This is a genomic window from Streptococcus sp. F0442, from assembly GCF_000314795.2.
Lineage (GTDB): Bacteria > Bacillota > Bacilli > Lactobacillales > Streptococcaceae > Streptococcus.
This window is the reverse complement of sequence record NZ_KB373314.1, coordinates 682,625-699,795: the sequence shown is the minus strand read 5'-3', so window position 1 is coordinate 699,795 and position 17,171 is coordinate 682,625. Positions and strand designations below refer to the sequence as shown.

The following is a 17,171-nucleotide window of genomic DNA, read 5'->3' as shown; positions in this document are numbered from 1 at the left end:
ATGGTCATTTTTAAACGATTATTACAGAAGCTGTCGCTTTTTCCTAGCATTTTTGTCCTTGGTTTTGTTTGTCTCTTGCTAGCAACTCTTTTATCTGATCTATCTCCTTTCGTCCTTCAAAAGATGATTGATGGTCCGTTGACAGACTTAAGTCAGGGAGGAGAATTAGGAAAACTCTATCCTATGGGTGGGCTCTATTTGATGGTTCTGGCACTAGGACAAATCATCAGCTACATAGGGAATCGGGTCTTAATCCATGGTGGCAATAAGATAACCGCGCAATTACGCGATCAAGCCTTCCTGGTGATGCAACAATTGCCGATTTCTTACTTTGATGATAAGCCGGCAGGGAAAATTGCGACCCGGATCGTCAATGATACAGAAACTTTGCGGACACAATTTTATAACTCCTGTATCACTATAGCGATTCATTTGGTGCGTTTCTTCTTTATCATGGGGGTACTCTTTTATATCAATCCGATGATGGGTCTCCTCTTATGTTTGATTTTCCCTATTTTTTATGGTGTTCAAATCTTATATAAACGACTAACAGACAAGCCTATGAAGGACTTCTTTGATTCAAGAAGTGAAACCAATACGCAGGTCAATGAGCTCCTCCATGGAGCTAGTATGATCCAGCTCTACGGACAAGAAGAGCGGGTGATTGATGAATTTGATCAGACGATAGACAAGATGACCGTCGCCTATGATCGCCTAGTGCTAGCAGACTCTATCGCCTCTTGGACCCTGACAGAATTCTTGAAATACATCGTCATTGCAGGGATTTTAACCATTGCAGGACTTTCTTATCTTGGGGGGAATCCTGGGATTACCGCTGGTTTCTTGTTTATCAATCTCAATTATATTATTCAACTTTTTGACCTCATGGCCAATTTGATCCGTCGTCTACCGGATATCCGACGCTCTCTGGAAACAGGGGAGCGAGTCTTGAATTTCCTAGATGAAGAGATGGAGGAAGATGCGCTAGAAGAGATTCAAATAGAAAAGGCAACTGTAGAGTTTGACCAAGTCAGCTTCGCTTATGAGGTTGGCAAGCCTGTTTTAAAGGATATTTCCATCCAAGCCCATCCAGGTGAGAGCGTCGCCTTGGTTGGTCATACCGGTTCGGGCAAATCCTCTATCATGAACCTGCTTTATCGTTTCTATGATCCGCAGGAGGGAGAAATTCGGATTGACGGCCAGAACATTCGCCATTTCTCTAGAGAGAGTCTTCGCTCTCACATGGGAATTGTCTTACAGGATCCTTATCTGTTCTCAGGGACCATTGCTAGTAATGTGGCCATGAGTCAGGATCACTTTGATCGGGAGGCAGTCAAAGATGCGCTGAAGAAAGTTGGAGCATGGCCCTTTGTAGAGCGCCTTGAAAAGGGAATCGGCCATCCAGTAGTCGAAAAAGGGTCTGCCTTTTCAAGTGGCGAGCGCCAGTTGATTTCCTTTGCGCGAACGCTCTATATGAATCCGCAAATTCTGATTTTGGATGAGGCCACCTCTCACATCGATACAGAAACAGAAGAAATTATCCAACAAGCTATGGCGGTCCTCCAAAATGGCCGGACCACCTTTATCATTGCCCATCGCTTGTCCACTATCCAAGATGCCGATCAGATCTTAGTCTTATCTGAAGGACACATTGTAGAGCGTGGTAGACATGAGGACCTGGTTGCACTAGGCGGGATCTATGCCCAGATGAATGCCATCCAGCAAACAGTGGTGTAAGATGAGTTTGACTGTTTAATACGAGGAAAATCCCTAGCTAATTTATATTTGTAATAAAACAGACTATATTTTAGATATAAGCTGATTAATATATGGGATAAAAGATTCTTAGAAACTTTCCTTATGTGATTACGGACGTCAGCGACCTTCTTCGAAGTTCCATGACTTAGTTTTGAGCCTAAAGTCTCAAAACTCCCGAGTGCTTGAAACAGTATTGTTTCAAGCACTTTTCTCACGGCGGAAAGTTTTATTAGTATCTTGACTGATCAAAAAAATAAAAATTATTATAGCTTTCTTGATATTTTGATATGAAAAACTACGGATCAATATTTTAAACCAGCCTGTATCTAGTATATGGGTTGGTTTTATGCTATAATGAAGTGATAATAGTGAGGTGATCCAGATGTATATTGAAATGGTAGATGAGACGGGTCAAGTCTCTAAGGAAATCTTAAAACAAACGCAAGAAATTTTAGAATTTGCTGCTCAAAAAATTGGGAAAGAAGACAAGGAAATGGCTGTGACTTTTGTGACCAATGAACGCAGTCATGAACTAAATCTTGAATACCGTGATACGGATCGTCCGACAGATGTCATCAGTTTAGAATACAAGCCAGAGATGGAGATTTCTTTTGACGAGGAAGATCTTGCAGAAAATCCAGAATTGGCAGAGATGATGGCAGAATTCGATACCTATATTGGTGAGCTCTTTATTTCAATTGACAAGGCGCGGGAGCAAGCGGAAGAATATGGCCATAGCTTTGAGCGCGAAATGGGATTTTTAGCAGTACATGGTTTTCTTCACATCAATGGCTATGATCATTATACGCCAGAAGAAGAAAAGGAAATGTTTGGCTTACAGGAAGAGATTTTGACAGCCTATGGACTCACAAGACAATAAGCGAAAATGGAAAAATCGGGACTTCACTTCAAGCCTGGAGTTTGCGATAACAGGAATTTTCACATCGATCAAAGAAGAGCGCAATATGCGCAAACACGCCTTATCAGCCCTTGTAGCTATGCTTGCTGGTTTGGTGTTTAGGATTTCTGTGACGGAATGGCTCTTTTTATTGCTGAGCATCACCTTGGTGATTGCTTTTGAAATTGTGAATTCAGCCATTGAAAATGTGGTGGATTTAGCTAGTAACTACCATTTCTCCATGTTGGCAAAGAATGCCAAAGACATGGCGGCTGGAGCGGTCCTGGTCGTATCAGGTTTTGCCTTGGTGACAGGACTGATCATTTTTGTGCCCAAATTCTGGGCTTTGGTATTTGGATAAGAGGGAGACTCCCCTCATGAAAGGATATTATGACATTTAAATCAGGCTTTGTAGCCATTTTAGGACGTCCCAATGTCGGGAAATCAACTTTTTTGAATCATGTGATGGGTCAAAAGATTGCCATCATGAGTGACAAGGCGCAAACAACGCGCAACAAGATTATGGGAATCTACACGACCGATAAGGAACAGATCGTCTTTATCGATACCCCAGGGATTCACAAACCCAAGACAGCCCTCGGAGACTTCATGGTGGAGTCAGCCTATAGTACCCTTCGGGAAGTCGATACCGTTCTCTTCATGGTGCCAGCAGATGAACCACGTGGCAAAGGCGATGACATGATCATCGAGCGCCTCAAAGCAGCCAAGGTGCCCGTCATCCTCGTGGTCAACAAGATCGACAAGGTCCATCCAGACCAGCTCTTGGCGCAAATCGATGACTTCCGTAGTCAGATGGACTTCAAGGAAATTGTGCCGATTTCAGCCCTTCAAGGAAACAATGTTTCGCGTTTGATTGATATTTTGAGCGAAAACTTAGAAGAAGGTTTCCAATATTTCCCTGCTGACCAAATCACTGACCACCCAGAGCGTTTCTTGATTTCTGAAATGATCCGCGAGAAGGTCTTGCACTTAACTCGGGAAGAAATTCCCCATTCTGTTGCAGTAGTGGTGGATTCTATGAAGCGGGATGAAGAGACAGATAAGGTCCATATCCGAGCAACCATCATGGTCGAGCGCGATAGCCAAAAAGGCATTGTGATCGGAAAAGGTGGCGCCATGCTCAAGAAGATTGGAACCCTTGCGCGTAAGGATATCGAGCTCATGCTAGGGGACAAGGTCTTCCTAGAAACCTGGGTCAAGGTCAAGAAAAATTGGCGGGATAAGAAATTGGATCTTGCTGATTTCGGCTACAACGAAAAAGAATATTAAGAAGAGGTGGGCAGAAGGCCTGCTTCTTGTTTTTGAAAGGAGTTCTATGCCTGAATTACCAGAAGTAGAGACCGTTCGACGAGGTCTTGAGAAATTAATTCTTGGAAAAACTATCCAGTCAGTGGAAGTAAAGTATACAAAGATGATTCAGACGGATCTGGATGCTTTTCGTCAAGATCTCCCAGGTCAAGAAATTCGGGCTATGGGGCGCCGCGGGAAATACCTCTTGTTTTATCTGAAGGATTTGGTCCTCATCTCGCATTTGCGGATGGAAGGTAAGTATTTCTTTTATCCAGACGAAGTTCCTCTTCGCAAGCACGCCCATGTCTTCTTTCATTTTACAGATGGTAGCACTCTGGTCTATGAAGATGTCCGCAAGTTTGGGACCATGGAAGTCCTAGTACCTGAGCTTGTCGACAGCTATTTTTTGGCAAAAAAAATTGGTCCAGAGCCGACGGAAGCGGATTTTAAAGAACCAGCCTTCCAAGCAGCTCTTAAACAATCAAAGAAACCCATTAAATCAGCCCTTTTGGATCAAAAATTAGTGGCTGGTCTGGGAAATATTTATGTAGATGAGGTTCTCTATCGAGCCAAGGTTCATCCAGCTCGTTTGGGTCAAAGCTTGACTGCTAGAGAAGCCAAAGCTATCCGCAAAGAAACAATTGCCGTATTGGCTCAGGCTGTTGAAAAGGGTGGCTCCACCATTCGCTCTTACAGCAATGTCTTCGGAGAGGATGGCACCATGCAGGAGGAACACCAGGTCTATGGGAAAACAGGCCAGCCTTGTTTGCGTTGCGGGACACCGATTGAAAAAATCCAGCTGGGGGGACGCGGAACCCATTTTTGCCCCCACTGTCAAAAGGAGAACTAGATGGCAAGAATCATTGGATTAACAGGAGGAATTGCTTCAGGAAAGTCCACTGTCACCTCCTATTTGAAAGAAAAAGGTTATCCTGTCATTGATGCTGATCGAGTGGTCCGTGACTTGCAGGCACCAGGAGGAGCCCTTTACCGTGTCCTAGTAGACCATTTTGGGAAGGGGATACTCACAGAAAATGGAGAACTGGATCGCGTCGCTCTAGGTCAACGGATTTTTTCAGATCCTAGTGAACGAGACTGGTCCAATCGCGTCCAAGGCCAGCTCATTCGTGAGGCTTTGGCAGATGCAAGAGACAGGCAAGCAGCTCAATCCGATCTCTTTTTTATGGATATTCCCCTCTTGATCGAGCAAGGCTATGAAGAGTGGTTTGAAGCCGTATGGTTGGTGGCTGTATCAAAAGAAACTCAGCTCAAACGTTTGATGGAACGCAACCACTTGTCAGAAATACAGGCTCAAGAGCGCATTGCGTCTCAAATGCCACTAGAAGAAAAAAGAACCCATGCAGATCTGGTCTTAGACAATAATGAGGATCTAGCTGCTCTCTATGCCCAATTAGATAGAGCCTTAGAACAATTAGAAAGAAGATGATTTTATCACAAGAGAAGTCAATTGGCGTAAAAATCTATGGATCGCCTGGATCGGATGCTTTTTCATCGGAGCCAGTCTTTCATTAGTTGTGCCGTTTATGGCCCTCTTTGTAGAAGAGTTGGGGGTTACGGGCAAGGCTGTTCCTTTTTATGCTGGGATTGCCGTCGCTAGTTCCTCTGTAACTTCTGCGATCATGTCTCCCATCTGGGGAAGTCTAGCTGATCGCTATGGTCGAAAACCCATGATGCTCAGGGCTTCTATTGCCATGACGCTGACCATGGGAGGCATTGCCTTTGTGCCATCGGTCTTTTGGCTCTTGGTCCTGCGCTTGCTAAATGGGGTCTTTTCAGGCTTTGTCCCCAATAGTACAGCCTTGATTGCTAGTCAAGTCCCAAAGGACCAATCTGGCTATGCCCTAGGGACCTTATCGACCGGTGTCGTAGCAGGGACCTTAATGGGCCCCTTGATTGGGGGCCTCATTGCCGAAAATATGGGAATGCGGAATGTCTTTCTTTTGGTAGGATGTTTCTTATTTCTAGTGTCCCTTTTAACCTTTTGGGGCATCGAGGAAGACTATGAGCCCCTGCCAAAAGAAGAACAAAAATCCAGTTGGCAGTTGCTCATGTCCATTCAGCAAAAGGATATTCTCTTAGGCCTCTTTTTGACCAGTATGACCATTCAAATGATCGCCCAATCTATTTCTCCAATCTTGCCTCTTTATGTGCGAGCTTTAGGGCAAAGAGATAACTTGATTTTTGTATCTGGGATGATTGTTTCGGCTATGGGAGTCTCTAGTATGCTCTTTTCAGGTTGGATGGGAAAACTCGGAGACCGAATCGGGAATCACCGGCTTTTATTAATCGCCCTTCTCTATAGTGGCTGTCTCTATCTCCTCTGCGCTCAGGCACAAACGCCCCTGCAATTAGGAATCTTACGTTTTCTCTTTGGAGTTGGGACCGGTGCCCTTTTACCAGGAGTTTCTGCTTTGTTGAATCGCTTAACTCCTCCTGAAGGGATCTCCCGGATCTTTAGCTACAACCAGCTCTTTTATTATCTGGGTGGGGTGTTCGGTCCGATGATGGGATCGAGTATTTTCATGCATTTTGGCTATCATTGGGTCTTTTACGGAACAGCCCTTTTGGCCTTTACTGATTTAATGTTCCTCTTATTCTTATTTAGAAAGTATTTGAAAGTGAGAGAGATACGTGCGAATTAAAGTTCAATTGACCTGCACAAGCTGTGGGAGTCAGAATTATTTGACCAGTAAAAATACCAAAACCCATCCTGAGAAGATCGAGGTCTTGAAGTATTGTCCCAAGGAAAGAAAAGTAACCTTACATATTGAATCAAAATGATTTTCGTGGTATAATAGTGAAGATTTTAAGGAGTTTTGAATATGAGCGGAGCATTAACAACTATTTTACTAGTATTATCAGCATTGATTATTATCGCAATTTTTATGCAACCAACTAAAAACCAATCGAGCAACGTCTTTGACGCTAGCTCAAATGACTTGTTTGAACGTTCAAAAGCGCGTGGTTTTGAAGCCGTGATGCAGCGTTTGACAGCCATTATGATCTTCTTTTGGTTATTGATCGCGATGATCTTAATGGTACTTTCTAGTAAATAAGATAGGCTCAGACAATGTCTTTGCCTATTTTTATTTTGCAAAACGATATTATAAAATTAGATAGAAAAAAGGAGGCTGGATAACCAGCAAAAAATCAATGAAAACAGATATAAAAGAATATTTACAAGAGCATGGCAAAGTCCAGATCAATGATTTAGCAGCTGCTCTAGGAAAAGACGGGTCTAAGGATTTCCGTGAGTTGGTCAAGACCATCTCTCTGATGGAACGCCGTCATGAGTTAAAATTTGAGGATGATGGCTCCCTGTGCTTATCCCAAAAGAAGGCGCCAGCAATTACCCTCAAGGGCACCTTTCACGCCCATAAAAATGGCTTTGGTTTTGTCAGTTTAGAGGGCGAAGAAGAGGACCTCTTTGTTGGACGAAATGATGTCTATCATGCCATCGATGGGGATACCGTTGAGATCGTCATCACCAAGGTTGCAGACCGAAACAAGGGAACTGCAGCTGAGGCCAAGATTATTGATGTCTTGGAACATAGTCTTAAAACGGTAGTCGGACAAATCGTCCTGGACGAGGAAAAGCCCAAATATGCGGGCTATATTCGTTCAAAAAATCAAAAGATCAGTCAGCTGATCTATGTGAAAAAGCCAGCCATCCAATTAGAAGGTACCGAAATTCTCAAGGTTGAAATTGACCAATACCCGAGCCGTAAGCACAATTATTTTGTAGCGACTGTACGCGATGTGGTCGGTCATGTGACAGATCCAGGCATTGATGTCTTGGAAGTGTTGGAATCTATGGATATCGTCTCAGAATTTCCTGAGGAAGTTTTGAAAGAAGCCGAGCAGGTTCCAGATGCACCGTCTGCAAAGGATATAGAAGGACGCTTGGATCTGCGAGAGGAGATCACCTTCACGATTGATGGGGCAGATGCCAAAGACTTGGATGATGCTGTTCATATCAAGCTACTCAAGAACGGCAACTTTGAGCTGGGGGTTCACATCGCAGATGTCTCTTATTACGTTACAGAAGGCTCAGCTCTTGATAAGGAAGCTCTAAATCGTGCGACCTCTGTCTATGTGACCGACCGAGTAGTGCCCATGCTTCCAGAACGCTTGTCCAATGGGATCTGTTCTTTAAATCCGAATGTAGACCGCCTGACCCAGTCTGCCATCATGGAGATTGATCCTCATGGAAAGGTCGTCAAGCATACCATTACCCAAACAGTGATCAATACAACCTTCCGAATGACCTATAGCGACGTCAATGATATCTTAGCGGGAGACGAAGATAAGGCTCAAGAATTTAAGAAAATTGTCCCAAGTATTCATCAAATGGCGACCTTGCATGGTATTCTAGAAAGCATGCGGATTCGCCGAGGAGCCCTCAATTTTGATACCAATGAGGCTAAAATATTAGTCAATAAAGAAGGAAAACCAGTTGATATCGTCCTCCGTCAAAGAGGAATTGCGGAGCGGATGATTGAGTCCTTTATGTTGATTGCCAATGAAACGGTGGCGGAGCACTTTACACGAATGAAACTGCCGTTCATCTACCGGATCCACGAAGATCCAAAGGCAGAAAAAGTACAGAAGTTTATCGATTATGCTTCTAGCTTTGGGATCCAGATCTACGGAACGGCTAGTGAGATGAGCCAAGAAGCCCTGCAAGAAATCATGCGCAAGGTTGAAGGAGAACCTTATGCAGATGTCCTTTCGATGATGTTGTTGCGCTCGATGCAACAGGCCCGTTACTCAGAGCACAACCATGGCCACTATGGGCTTGCTGCGGAATATTACACCCACTTTACCAGTCCCATCCGTCGTTATCCGGACTTGATGGTTCATCGAATGGTGCGTGAATATGGAAAATCCCAAGAAGTGGCAGAGCACTTTGAACAAGTTCTTCCAGACATTGCCAGCCAATCTTCTAGTCGAGAACGCCGGGCTATTGATGCCGAGCGTGAAGTAGAAGCTATGAAAAAGGCCGAATACATGGAAGACTATGTTGGGGAAGAGTACGATGCTGTGGTTTCTAGTGTGGTGAAATTTGGTCTCTTTGTGGAGCTACCCAATACGGTCGAAGGCTTGATTCATATTACCAATCTACCGGAATACTACCATTTTAACGAACGGGATCTAACCCTTCGCGGGGAGAAATCGGGAGTGACTTTCCGTGTTGGTCAGCAAATCCGGATCAAGGTAGAAAGAGCTGACAAGATGACCGGAGAGATTGATTTCTCTTATATTCCAAGTGAATGGGATGTCGTTGAAAAAGGGCTCAAGGCCAAGGGGCGTGATCGCGATAGCAATCGCAGAGAACGTAGACGCAAGGAGAAAAAAGCTTCTAAGAGTTCGTCTATCAGAAGAGACGAAAAACGGAAAGATGCTTCTCCTAAATCCAAAAAGAAAAAAGGAAAGAAACCTTTTTACAAGGAAGTAGCAAAGAAAGGAGCCAAACATGGCAAAGGGCGAAGGAAAGGTAGTCGCGCAAAATAAAAAGGCGAGACACGACTATACCATCGTGGATACGATTGAAGCAGGGATGGTCCTGACAGGAACAGAGATCAAAAGTGTCCGTGCAGCACGCATTAACTTGAAAGATGGCTTTGCACAAGTAAAAAATGGTGAGGTTTGGCTTAGTAATGTCCATATTGCCCCTTATGAGGAAGGAAATATCTGGAACCAAGATCCAGATCGTCGCCGCAAGCTCCTGCTTCACAAAAAGCAAATCCAAAAGCTGGACCAAGAAACCAAAGGAACTGGGATGACCCTGGTGCCATTGAAAGTCTATCTTAAAGACGGTTATGCCAAATTGCTTTTGGGACTTGCCAAAGGGAAACATGATTATGACAAGCGCGAATCCATCAAACGTCGGGAACAAAACCGAGACATCGCACGGGTCATGAAGCAATACAATACACGGTAATCAAAAAGCAGTTTTGAAACTTGTTTCAGAACTGCTTTTTTCTTAGAGACGGCCTCTTCTTTTTCGAACTTGTCAAGAGCTTCTTTTTTCTGTATGATAAAGGTACTGAAAGAAAAAGGAGAAGCTATATGACTCAAAAATTGATTGCCTACAAGCGCATGCCCCTCTGGAACAAGGATACCATGCCAGAAGCCCTCCGACACAAACACAATACAAAGGTGGGGACCTGGGGGAAGATTACGGTTCTAAAAGGTCAGTTAAGATTTATTGAATTGACAGAAGATGGGGAAGAAATCGCTAGCCATATCTTTGAAGCTGGAGCCGAGAACCCCATGGTAGAACCCCAAGCCTGGCACCGTGTCGAAGCTGCAACAGACGATGTGGAGTGGTACTTAGAATTTTACTGTGAGCCAAAAGACTATTTTCCCAAAAAGTACAACACCAATCCTGTCCATTCAGAAGTGTTAGAAGCAGTGAAGATTGTTCCAGCTGGAAAGGCACTGGATCTAGGATGCGGGCAAGGTCGCAATGCTCTCTTTTTAGCCCAACATGGCTTTGACGTGACAGCAGTGGATCAAAATGAACTGGCTCTTGAAATCTTGCAAAGCATTGTCGCTGAGGAAGATCTAGAAATGCCTGTGGGACTCTATGATATCAATGCTGCAGCCCTCACCCAACACTATGATTTGATTGTGTCAACGGTAGTTTTCATGTTTCTAGAGGCTGATCGGATTCCAGCTATCATCCGAAATATGCAGGAACAGACCAATCCAGGTGGTTACAATCTGATTGTCTGTGCCATGGATACGGATGATTATCCCTGCCAGGTGCCCTTCTCCTTTACCTTTAAAGAAGGGGAACTGGCGGAGTATTATAAGGATTGGGAATTGGTTAAGTACAACGAAAATCCCGGCCATCTTCATCGACGAGATGAGAACGGCAATCGAATCCAACTTCGATTTGCAACCATGTTAGCAAAGAAAAAGGAATAGAATGGAAGCGAGACAATAGGATCTCGCTTTTTTGATCTCGGCTGAAGAATCTACACAAGGAGATTTTGTCCTTCCTTACTTGCCAAAAAGAAAAACCTTCTCCACGAAAGTTGGAAAAGGTTGGCTAGCTTAGTTCCAGCTAGTAAAATCTGAGACACTAAGAATGATGGTTGCAATCTCGATTGGATCTTCCTTAGATCCAGATTCTAGCCAGGTCACAATCACAGATTCGATTGTAGCAATGAAAATCTCAAGGCCATATTTGTAGGGAACCTGGAAGTCTGAGATGATGTGCTCCTCAGCATGGGGAGTATCGTCTAATGCATGAAGGGTAAAACCTCTTACCAATTTACGAAAGTCCGAATAGCAGGCTTGAGTGAGGGCGTATATAAAGTCATAGTTTTCTTTAATGGTCGTTAAGACATTGAGAAAATTCACCTTGACAGGGCTTCCTTCAACAAAAAGACTATCCAATTCTTGCACCATATCCATTTTCATTTGTTCGAACATGTCGTATTTATCTACATAATGCAAGTAGAAGGTCCCGCGGTTGATCCCAGCGGTTTCTGTCAATTGTCGAATCGTAATGCTTTCAAAAGGTTGCTGCAGTAGCAGTTTTGAAAGCGCGTCTCTCAAATCGGCCTTGGTTGTCGTTTGTCTTTGTCGTGCCATATGTTCCTTTCTATTGTTGTATGAGTCTGTTTCTATTTATTTGACGTTGAAATAATTTACAGGTTAAATAATTTCACGCCACTAACAAATAGCATTATACTCTAAAAAGATAAATCAGACAACTTTTCCAATTCTTGAAAGGCTTGTAAAAGTATGTAAAAAAATCACAAGTTTATGACTGGCGGGGCTCGGCAAGAATTTGTGAAAATATCACAATAATTAGTGATTTAAAATAATTCCCTTCTAAAAAAATGGTCAGGAAATTTTTAGGAAAAGAATAAACAAGATGGAGAAAGTGACCTGAGAAACAAAAGAAACCAGCACCATTCAAAGTGCTGGTTTTCCTTATTTGATAAAGGTTGTTACAATTAAATGAACATTCAAGATGGTTAGGATAATAGCGACTAGATAGCCTAAGAGGGTATTCCATTTGGCATTGACGTGTTCTCCCATGATATCTTTATTGGAGGTGAAATAAACCAAGGGGAAGATAGAGAAGGGGAGGGCTGCTGATAGAAAGACCTGAGAATAGACCAGCAGGTCGTCCAAGACATGTTCCTGGTCTCCAAATAAAATCGCAACGATGATGACTGGAAGGAGAGCAATGATGCGGGTCATAAGACGGACCAACCATTGTGGCAGTCGGAATTTTAGGAAACCTTCCATAACAATTTGACCGGTTAGGGTACCAGTAATGGTTGAGTTTTGACCACTAGCTAACAAAGCGATGGCAAAGAGTGTGGACAGAAAAGGACTGGCAATAGCTCCTGCAATCTGGTTATCCTTGAGAGCATCGTACATGCTAGAGAAAGCACCGATCTTGTCACCGTGTCCGAAGAAGAGGGCGGCCCCAAGAATCAAGAGCAGGGAATTGACGACAAAGGCCAAACTTAATTCGATATTGGAATCCCAGGTCATAAAACGCACCGCCCGCTTGATGTCCGCTGGATCGTTGTAATCGACTTTTCGTGTTTGAGAGATCGAAGAGTGGAGGTAGAGGTTGTGGGGCATCACCGTTGCCCCGATGATTCCTAATGCCAAGGTCAAGGCTTCATTTCCCTTTGGAAGCCCGATTCCGACTACTTCTTTTTGAGGGAGAAAGCCGGCGAAGATTCCTCCGATATCTGGCTTCGATAGGAAGACTAGGTAGCCGAAAATTGCGAGGATCGTTAGGATCAAGGTTGAAACGATAGCTTCGATCTTACGAAAGCCCAGATGCATGAGTCCTAGGAGAAGGAAGACATCAAAGATGGTGATGAGGATGGAAAAGAGTAAGGGCCAACCAAAGAGAAGGTGGAGGGCAATCCCTGATCCGATGACCTCAGCTAAATCTGTTGCCATTAAAGCTAGCTCGATCACAAGCCAAAGAGTATAGCGAAGCCATTTGGGTAAGTGATGGGCGGTCGTTTGGGCCAGGTCTTTGCGATGGACAATCCCTAGTTTACCAGCCATTTGTTGTAACTGCATGGCAATTAAAGAAGAGAGGAGAACCACCGATAAAAGGAGATACCGATACTGTGCTCCTCCAACGACACTGGTGATCCAGTTCCCGGGATCCATATAGCCGACTGCTACGAGACTACCTGGTCCTGAAAAGAGCAGGAGGGCCTTCCAAAAGGGGATTCCTTTTGGAACATCAATAGATTGATTGATTTCTTGAAGTGATTTCCTTTCAAACTGTTGTAAACTCACAATGAGCCTTCTTTCTAACAATAACTAAAATTTGTTTCTCATTATAGCATAAAATTGACAATCATTCATGATTCTAAGGGATCTTGCAAATCTTTGATCTCCCTATTTCTTTGAGATCTAGAAGAAAAGGACTATAATATAGATAGAAACTACAGGAGGAAAGAGAAAATGGCCTACATCGAAATGAAACATTGTTACAAGCGATACAAGAGTGGAGAGACAGAAATTCTCGCCAATCAAGATGTTTCTTTTGAGATTGAGCAAGGAGAATTGGTCATCATTTTAGGAGCTTCGGGTGCTGGTAAATCAACGGTTCTCAATATCTTAGGAGGGATGGACACCAACGATGAAGGCCAGGTTTTGATTGATGGTGTGGATATTGCTAAGCTCAATCCCCATCAACGAACGGATTATCGGCGGGATGATGTTGGCTTTGTTTTTCAATTTTATAATTTAGTGGCCAATCTAACAGCTAAGGAAAATGTCGAGTTGGCATCAGAAATTGTTTCTGATGCTCTAGATCCAGAAACCGTATTAAAAGAAGTAGGACTTGGAAATCGTCTGCATAATTTTCCAGCCCAATTGTCAGGTGGGGAACAACAACGGGTAGCCATCGCTCGTGCTGTGGCGAAAAACCCTAAAATCCTTCTTTGTGATGAGCCATCAGGAGCCTTGGATTACCAGACAGGGAAGCAAGTGTTAGGGATTTTGCAAGACATGTCCCGAAAAAAAGGAGCGACTGTTATCATCGTGACCCATAATGGTGCTCTGGCTCCAATTGCGGACCGAGTCATTCGCATGCACGATGCAAAGGTTCAGTCAGTCGAAGTCAATGAGGCTCCTCAAGATATTGCGACACTAGAATATTAGAAGAGGTGGAGGTATGAAACGAAAAGTATATTGGAAGGACCTCTTTCATTCTTTTACTGAGTCAAAAGGGCGTTTCCTTTCCATCTTAACCTTGATGATGCTAGGGAGTTTAGCCTTAGTTGGCTTGAAAGTGACTACTCCAAACATGCATCGAACCGCTAACCAGTTTATCCAGCAAGAAGAGATGCTGGATCTTGCTGTCATGGGAGACTTGGGATTAGATCAAGCGGATCAAGAAGAGCTGGAAGGACTCAGTGGGACCCGTGTCGAATTTGGCTCTCTGACGGATGTGACGGTGAAAGGAACAGGGAAGGCTATTCGGCTCTTTTCTCCTCCAAAGAGCATCTCGTCCTTTCGTGTGACCAAGGGGCGTCTGCCAAAGAATGAAGAAGAACTGGCCCTAGCTAGTTTTTGGTCCGGTCGCTATCAGATTGGAGATCGATTTACGGTTGAAGAAAAGGTTGGAGAAAAGTCTGTTTTAAAGAGAAAGCACTTTACTATTGTTGGCTTTGTTCAATCATCTGAAATGTGGTCTCAGAAAAATTTAGGCAGTGCAAGGAGTGGAATTGGAAATCTAGATGCCTATGCTCTAGTTTCGAAAGAAGTTTTCACGAATAAACTGCCTATGATAGCACGTATTCTGTTTGATGATCTGAAATCGTTGGATTCTTTCTCCCTAGCCTACCAAAAACAACTCCAAGTCCATCAAGAGGACATAGAAAAGCGGCTGAAAGATAATGGAAAGGCTCGCTACCAAAGACTCAAGCAGGCGGCTGATACAGAGATCCAAAAGGGGCAAAAGGAACTCAGTCGTGCTAAAGATACACTTCAAATAGCTAAGTCCCAAATCGATCAGGGTCAAAAGCAACTAGGCTTGCAAGAGGCCCAGCTAAGTAAACTAGGTCCATTCCTACCAGCTCAGCAACAAGCAAGCAGTCAAGAAAAGATCCAGCAAGCTAAAGCAGAGCTGGATCAGAAAAAGAAAGAATGGATGAGCAGTCAAACTGAGCTTGCACAAAAAGAGGAAGAGTTGCTCCAGGCCCAAAGGGATCTGGAGCAACTAGAAATCCCATCCTACCACGTCTATGATCGCAAGACCATGCCTGGTGGGCAAGGATACCTCATGTATAGCAATGCTAGTAGTAGCATCTCTGCCGTCGGAAATATATTTCCTGTGGTCCTTTATCTAGTAGCAGCCATGGTCACCTTTACCACGATGACACGCTTTGTCGATGAAGAGCGGACCAATGCAGGCATTTTTAAAGCGCTGGGTTATCGTACCAAGGACATCGTTCTCAAATTTGTCCTCTATGGATTTTTCGCAGGAACCATCGGGACGCTTCTAGGAAACTTGCTAGGCCATTATTTCCTATCAGGCATTATTTCCAAGATTATCACACAAGGGATGGTCATTGGGGACAGCAAAGAATATTTTTATGCAAATATGACTCTCATGGCTCTCGGCCTGTCCCTTGTAGCCAGTGTTCTTCCAGCTTATTGGGTATCTCGTAAGGAATTAAAAGAAGAAGCCAATCTTCTCTTGCTTCCGAAACCACCCGATTCAGGCTCTAAGATTTTCCTAGAGCGTATTGGTTTTATCTGGAAACGATTGAGTTTCACCCACAAGGTTGCTGCTCGCAATCTCTTTCGTTACAAACTACGGATGCTGATGACCATTTTTGGTGTGGCAGGTTCGGTTGCTCTTCTCTTTGCAGGCCTTGGCATTCAATCCTCTGTAAAAGGAGTTCCAAATCGGCAATTTCAAGAAATCTTGTCTTATGAGCTGATTGTGGCCAAAAAAACCAACGCTTCTCCCCAAGAAAGCAAGGAACTAACCAATCGTCTAGCAAAATCAGATATCAAAAATTATCAATCTCTCTATAGCCAGCTGCTTGAAGCTTCTCTTAAAGGTGGTCGAGACAAGCAAAGCATTACCATGATGGTGACGGATCGAGCAGATTTATCGCCCTTTGTAACCCTGGCTTCTCTCCATAAAGGTGAACCCTTGTCTCTAAAGAAAGGGGTTATCATCAGCAGCAAACTGGCACAACTTGCAGGGGTTACGGATGGGGATCGATTAACGATAGACGGTCATTCTTTCAAGGTGGCAGGGATCACTGAAAATTATGTCGGACACTTTATCTATATGGATCAGACAACTTATCAAAAAATATACGGGAAGAAGGCTCCTGAAAATAGTTATTTGGTGCAGTTGCAGGATCCGTCTCAACAAGAAGTGCAAGCTGTGAGTCGGGATATGATGGCTCTTGCAGCTGTTAAGGGAGTCAGTCAGAATGCTTCGATGATTTCGCTGTTTACCTCTGTTGCCAAATCTTTGGATAAAACCATGATGATCCTGGTGGTGGTATCGATCTTGCTAGCTATTGTGATCTTGTACAACTTAACCCATATCAATGTGGCAGAACGAATCCGGGAATTGTCAACCATTAAGGTCTTAGGTTTTCACAATAAGGAAGTGACGCTTTATATCTACCGAGAGACCATCTTATTGTCCGTCATAGGGATTCTGCTAGGGTTAGGAGGAGGCTACTATCTTCATCAATTCCTTATTGCCATGATTGCACCTGATGCCATTCTCTTTTATCCCTACGTGGGACTGGGTGTCTGCTTCTTCCCTGTTGGAGGGATTGTCCTTCTCCTGATCCTGTTAGGAATCTATGTCGACTATTACCTCCGGAAAGTGGATATGCTCGAAGCTCTCAAATCAGTAGACTAAGATACAAAGCCGTTAAGCAACTCAAAGGAAAATAGGAAATCCAACGACGAAGCGTCCGCTTCTAGTTGGATTTATCTTTTTCCAAAGAGTTGTAGGCGTGTTCAATTCGTGTAACGGCAAGCACGATAGTGGTTTTCCTACACGAATTACTAACTCTTCGGGAGGATAGTATCGATCCTCCCTCATCCTGTCGCAATTCACTATGATACAAAGCCCGCATCTGATGTTGACAAAAAGAGCCCTAGCCTTCTTTTTCATTTTACCAGCATCAAATGT

At 43.8% G+C, this 17,171-nt stretch carries 16 protein-coding genes; 14 read left to right on the top strand and 2 right to left on the bottom strand.

Annotation, left to right across the window (positions count from 1 at the left end; all coding sequences use genetic code 11):
• From HMPREF9186_RS03495 to tehB, 12 genes are all read left to right on the top strand, one after another.
• Nucleotides 1-1,737: an ABC transporter ATP-binding protein gene (locus HMPREF9186_RS03495; RefSeq protein ID WP_009731444.1), complete on the top strand. Its 1,737-nt coding sequence runs from the start codon at nt 1-3 to the stop codon at nt 1,735-1,737.
• A 403-nt stretch (nt 1,738-2,140) separates the two neighbouring features.
• Nucleotides 2,141-2,638, top strand: a complete 498-nt coding sequence (ybeY, locus tag HMPREF9186_RS03490) for an rRNA maturation RNase YbeY (RefSeq protein ID WP_009731443.1) — start codon at nt 2,141-2,143, stop codon at nt 2,636-2,638.
• Nucleotides 2,619-3,017 (top strand): diacylglycerol kinase family protein, encoded by a 399-nt coding sequence (locus HMPREF9186_RS03485; protein ID WP_009731442.1) that lies wholly within the window; start codon nt 2,619-2,621, stop codon nt 3,015-3,017. The genes ybeY and HMPREF9186_RS03485 overlap by 20 nt, the downstream gene beginning before the upstream one ends.
• Nucleotides 3,018-3,046: 29 nt before the next feature.
• The gene (gene era, locus HMPREF9186_RS03480; protein WP_009731441.1) at nt 3,047-3,946 is read left to right on the top strand and encodes a GTPase Era; all 900 of its coding nucleotides are present in this window, start codon (nt 3,047-3,049) and stop codon (nt 3,944-3,946) included.
• A gap of 46 nt (nt 3,947-3,992) precedes the next feature.
• Nucleotides 3,993-4,817 carry a DNA-formamidopyrimidine glycosylase gene (gene mutM, locus HMPREF9186_RS03475; RefSeq protein ID WP_009731440.1) on the top strand — a complete coding sequence of 275 codons (825 nt, stop codon included), beginning with the start codon at nt 3,993-3,995 and terminating at the stop codon, nt 4,815-4,817.
• Nucleotides 4,818-5,414: a dephospho-CoA kinase gene (gene coaE, locus HMPREF9186_RS03470; RefSeq protein WP_009731439.1), complete on the top strand. Its 597-nt coding sequence runs from the start codon at nt 4,818-4,820 to the stop codon at nt 5,412-5,414. It abuts the gene before it with no gap.
• Nucleotides 5,415-5,511: 97 nt separating this feature from the next.
• Complete coding sequence (locus HMPREF9186_RS03465) at nt 5,512-6,630, top strand: multidrug efflux MFS transporter (RefSeq protein WP_009731438.1); 1,119 nt, start codon at nt 5,512-5,514, stop codon at nt 6,628-6,630.
• Complete coding sequence (gene rpmG, locus HMPREF9186_RS11075) at nt 6,620-6,769, top strand: 50S ribosomal protein L33 (protein ID WP_003005699.1); 150 nt, start codon at nt 6,620-6,622, stop codon at nt 6,767-6,769. Before HMPREF9186_RS03465 ends, rpmG begins: the two co-directional genes overlap by 11 nt.
• A 41-nt stretch (nt 6,770-6,810) precedes the next feature.
• Nucleotides 6,811-7,044 (top strand): preprotein translocase subunit SecG, encoded by a 234-nt coding sequence (gene secG, locus HMPREF9186_RS03460; protein WP_009731437.1) that lies wholly within the window; start codon nt 6,811-6,813, stop codon nt 7,042-7,044.
• Nucleotides 7,045-7,141: 97 nt separating this feature from the next.
• Nucleotides 7,142-9,502, top strand: a complete 2,361-nt coding sequence (rnr, locus tag HMPREF9186_RS03455; protein WP_009731436.1) for a ribonuclease R — start codon at nt 7,142-7,144, stop codon at nt 9,500-9,502.
• Nucleotides 9,465-9,932: an SsrA-binding protein SmpB gene (gene smpB / locus HMPREF9186_RS03450; RefSeq protein WP_009731435.1), complete on the top strand. Its 468-nt coding sequence runs from the start codon at nt 9,465-9,467 to the stop codon at nt 9,930-9,932. Before rnr ends, smpB begins: the two co-directional genes overlap by 38 nt.
• Nucleotides 9,933-10,060: 128 nt before the next feature.
• The gene (tehB, locus tag HMPREF9186_RS03445; RefSeq protein WP_009731434.1) at nt 10,061-10,924 is read left to right on the top strand and encodes an SAM-dependent methyltransferase TehB; all 864 of its coding nucleotides are present in this window, start codon (nt 10,061-10,063) and stop codon (nt 10,922-10,924) included.
• Between the two features lie 129 nt (nt 10,925-11,053).
• Here tehB and HMPREF9186_RS03440 read toward each other — a convergent pair whose 3' ends face one another.
• Both HMPREF9186_RS03440 and HMPREF9186_RS03435 read right to left on the bottom strand, forming a co-directional pair.
• Nucleotides 11,054-11,596 carry a TetR/AcrR family transcriptional regulator gene (locus tag HMPREF9186_RS03440; RefSeq protein WP_009731433.1) on the bottom strand — a complete coding sequence of 181 codons (543 nt, stop codon included), beginning with the start codon at nt 11,594-11,596 and terminating at the stop codon, nt 11,054-11,056.
• Nucleotides 11,597-11,941: 345 nt separating this feature from the next.
• Nucleotides 11,942-13,288 carry an Nramp family divalent metal transporter gene (locus tag HMPREF9186_RS03435; RefSeq protein WP_009731432.1) on the bottom strand — a complete coding sequence of 449 codons (1,347 nt, stop codon included), beginning with the start codon at nt 13,286-13,288 and terminating at the stop codon, nt 11,942-11,944.
• A 168-nt stretch (nt 13,289-13,456) separates the two neighbouring features.
• Here HMPREF9186_RS03435 and HMPREF9186_RS03430 point away from each other — a divergent pair, with 168 nt between their 5' ends.
• Together HMPREF9186_RS03430 and HMPREF9186_RS03425 are read left to right on the top strand one after the other, a co-directional pair.
• On the top strand, nt 13,457-14,158 hold the full coding sequence (locus tag HMPREF9186_RS03430; protein WP_009731431.1) for an ABC transporter ATP-binding protein: 702 nt from the start codon (nt 13,457-13,459) through the stop codon (nt 14,156-14,158).
• 13 nt (nt 14,159-14,171) lie between these two features.
• On the top strand, nt 14,172-16,895 hold the full coding sequence (locus HMPREF9186_RS03425; protein WP_009731430.1) for an ABC transporter permease: 2,724 nt from the start codon (nt 14,172-14,174) through the stop codon (nt 16,893-16,895).
• The last annotated feature ends 276 nt before the right edge of the window (nt 16,896-17,171 follow it).